The organism is Mycobacterium colombiense (assembly GCF_003284975.1).
In the GTDB taxonomy this organism is placed as follows: Bacteria; Actinomycetota; Actinomycetes; order Mycobacteriales; family Mycobacteriaceae; genus Mycobacterium; species Mycobacterium europaeum_A.
Window position 1 is genome coordinate 1 of sequence record NZ_QMEU01000208.1, and the last position, 2,789, is coordinate 2,789.

Annotated in this window: 2 protein-coding genes; both read right to left on the reverse strand. The window is 72.5% G+C overall.

From position 1 onward, the window contains the following. Positions 1 to 1,210, reverse strand: a 1,210-nt coding sequence (locus tag DQP58_RS26395; RefSeq protein WP_133259451.1) for an ATP-dependent helicase, incomplete at its 3' end; no start/stop codon positions are given. Next, positions 1,207 to 2,789, reverse strand: a 1,583-nt coding sequence (locus DQP58_RS26400) for a PD-(D/E)XK nuclease family protein (RefSeq protein WP_133259452.1), incomplete at its 5' end; no start/stop codon positions are given. The genes DQP58_RS26400 and DQP58_RS26395, both read right to left, overlap by 4 nt.

Here is a 2,789-nt window from a genome sequence, read left to right on the forward strand (position 1 = left end):
TCACGTCGGGCAGCAACGCACAGCGGACCGTGCCGGGCGGGGCATCCGGGCGCGGGCGTAGCGCGTGCACGGCCACCGAGCGCCGCCGCGCCTCCGCCGACATCGCGTTGGCCAGCCGCAGGGCGCGCGGCGGATTGCGCCAGCTGGTCCGCAACTCGCACATGGGCGCGGGGGTGCCGTCCGATCGGGGGAAGTCGGTGGTGAACCGGGGCAGGTTGGTCGCCGACGCGCCGCGCCAGCCGTAGATCGACTGGATGGGGTCGCCGACGGCCGTGAGCGCCAGGCCGTCGTCGACCCCACCCCCGAACAGCGTTGAGAGCGCGATGCGTTGGGCGTGGCCGGTGTCCTGGTACTCGTCGAGCAGTACCACCCGGTAGCGGCTGCGCAGGTCCTCGCCCACTTGCGGGAAGGTCGCCGCCAGCCTGGCCGCCGACGCCATCTGCATCCCGAAATCCATCACCTTAACGGCGCGCATGCGTTCGTCGAGGGCGTCGAGCAGGGGCACCAGTTCGGCGCGCTCCGTCTGAGTGGCCAGCAGCCGCAGCAGCCATTGGCTGGGGCCGCGGTCACGTTGGTAGGGGCCGGCGGGCAGGGAGTGGATCAGCCGCTCCAGCTCCAGGTGCGTGTCGCGCAGCTGGCCGGTGTCCACCAGGTGCTCGGCCAGCTGCCCCCGCAGCCGCAGCACCATCGAGGTGACGGCCGCCGGGGTCTTGTCGGTCCGCAGCTCCCCGGGATAGGTGTTCACCACGTCGAAAGCCAGCTGCCACAACTCGGTTTCGCTGAGCAGCCGGGTGTCGGGCTCGACGGGCAGCAGCAGCCCGTAGTCGCGCAGCAGCGAGCCCGCGAAGGCGTGGTAGGTGCTGACCGTCGGCGCGCCCTCGGTGTCGACGGGCGCACCGGCGGCGCCTTGCGCGCTTAGCCCGACGCCGGCCAGCCTGGCCAGTCGGGACCGGACCCGGCGCAGCAGCTGGCCGGCGGCCTTGCGCGTGAAGGTCAAGCCCAGCACCTGACCGGGTTCGGCGTAGCCGTTGGCGATCAACCACACCACCCGCGCGGCCATGGTCTCGGTCTTGCCTGCGCCGGCACCGGCGATGACCACCAGCGGCCCCGGCGGCGCGGCGATGACGGCGGCCTGCTCGTCGGTCGGCGGGAAAAGCCCGAGCGCCCCGGCCAATTCGGCCGGGGAATAGCGCGGCCGCGGCGGCGTCATCGCTGTGACCCGTCGGCGTGGGCCGGGCAGTTCGCCCGGATGGGGCAGTGGCTGCAGCCGTCGTTGCGCCGCGCGATGAATTGCGGGCCGGACGTCGCGTCGGCCACCCGGGCGATGACCTCGCGCCATTCGTCGCCGCCGGCCGCGGTCTGCGGATCCTGTTCGCGTTCGGCCACTCCCGATGCGCCGGTCTTGCCGAGGTAGACCAGCCGCGCCCCGCCGGGTTCGACGTTGTCGGTGCCATCGCCGACCAATCCCTCGGCCACCGCCAGCTGATACATAGCCAGCTGGGCGTGCTGTTGCGCGTCGTCCTTGCTGACCGGCGTCTTGCCGGTTTTGATATCGACGATGACCAGCCGGCCGGCGGCATCGCGTTCCAGCCGGTCGACCCGCCCGCGCAGCCGGACCTCGCCGCCGCCCTCGGTGGCCACGGTTCCATCGATCTCGACCTCGACGCCGACCTCGGTCAGTGCGCCCCGGGTCTGCGCCCGCCACTCGATGAACGCCTCCAGCATGGCCCGGTGGCGAGCCAGCTCGTTGGCCGAATGCCATTGCGCCGCAAAGGGTAGGTGCCTCCAGGCGCGGTCCAGCTCGGCCAGCAATTCCGATTCGCTCTTGTGCGGTTGGGCGATCAGGGCGTGCACCACCGATCCGATCGCCGAGCGCACATCGCGCGGGTTGGATCCGCCGTGCCGCTCGGCGAGCCAGCGCAGCGGGCAGTCGTTGAGGGTCTGCATGGTCGAGGGCGTCAACGTCACCACATCGCCGCTGCCGCGCAATGGTTCGCTGGTGCTGACCGGGGTCAGGCCGTGCCATCCGGCCGGGTCGGCGCCCGGCACACCGGCGCGGACTAGCCGGGCCAATTGTGTTGCCGCGCAGTCCCGGACGGCCTCGTCGACCGCCCCGTCGGGGGAGCACACCACGCCACGCAGCCGGCCGACCAGCGCGGCCGCGGACAGTACCCGCGGAGCCGAGACCGGTTGTAGCTCAGCGTTATCCGGTTCTCCGTCGGCCCACCGCGCGACTTCGGCGAAGAAAGCCGACGGCAGCGTGGCCTCGTGGCCGGCCCCGCCGGTGTCGCTGTCGACGGCCGTCACCAGCAACCGCCGTCGGGCCCGGCCCATCGCCGCGACCAGCAGCCTGCGCTCCTCGGCCAGCAGCGGTGCCCGCACCGACGCGTCCGCTCCGACCCCGTCCAGCACATCCAGCAGCCGCTGGGTATTCAGCACGCCGCCACGCGGAATGATGTTGGGCCACAACCCTTCCTGCAGACCGGCAATCACCACGAAATCCCATTCGTGCCCCAGCGCGGCGTGGGCGCTGAGTACCTGGACCTGTTCGGCCGCGGCGAGCGGCTCGGGAACGGCGCCGGGCAGCGCCAGCGCGGCGATGTGCTCGACCAGACCGCGCAGCGATGCGCCCGAGGTGCGCGACACGTAGTCGTCGGTGACGTCGAACAGCGCGGTCACCGACTCGAGGTCCCGGGTGGCCTGGGCCGCCGCGGGTCCGCCGCGCTCGCTGACCGAGAGCCAGCGGCGCTGCAACCCGGACCGGTGCCAGGCGGCCCACAGGGTGTAGC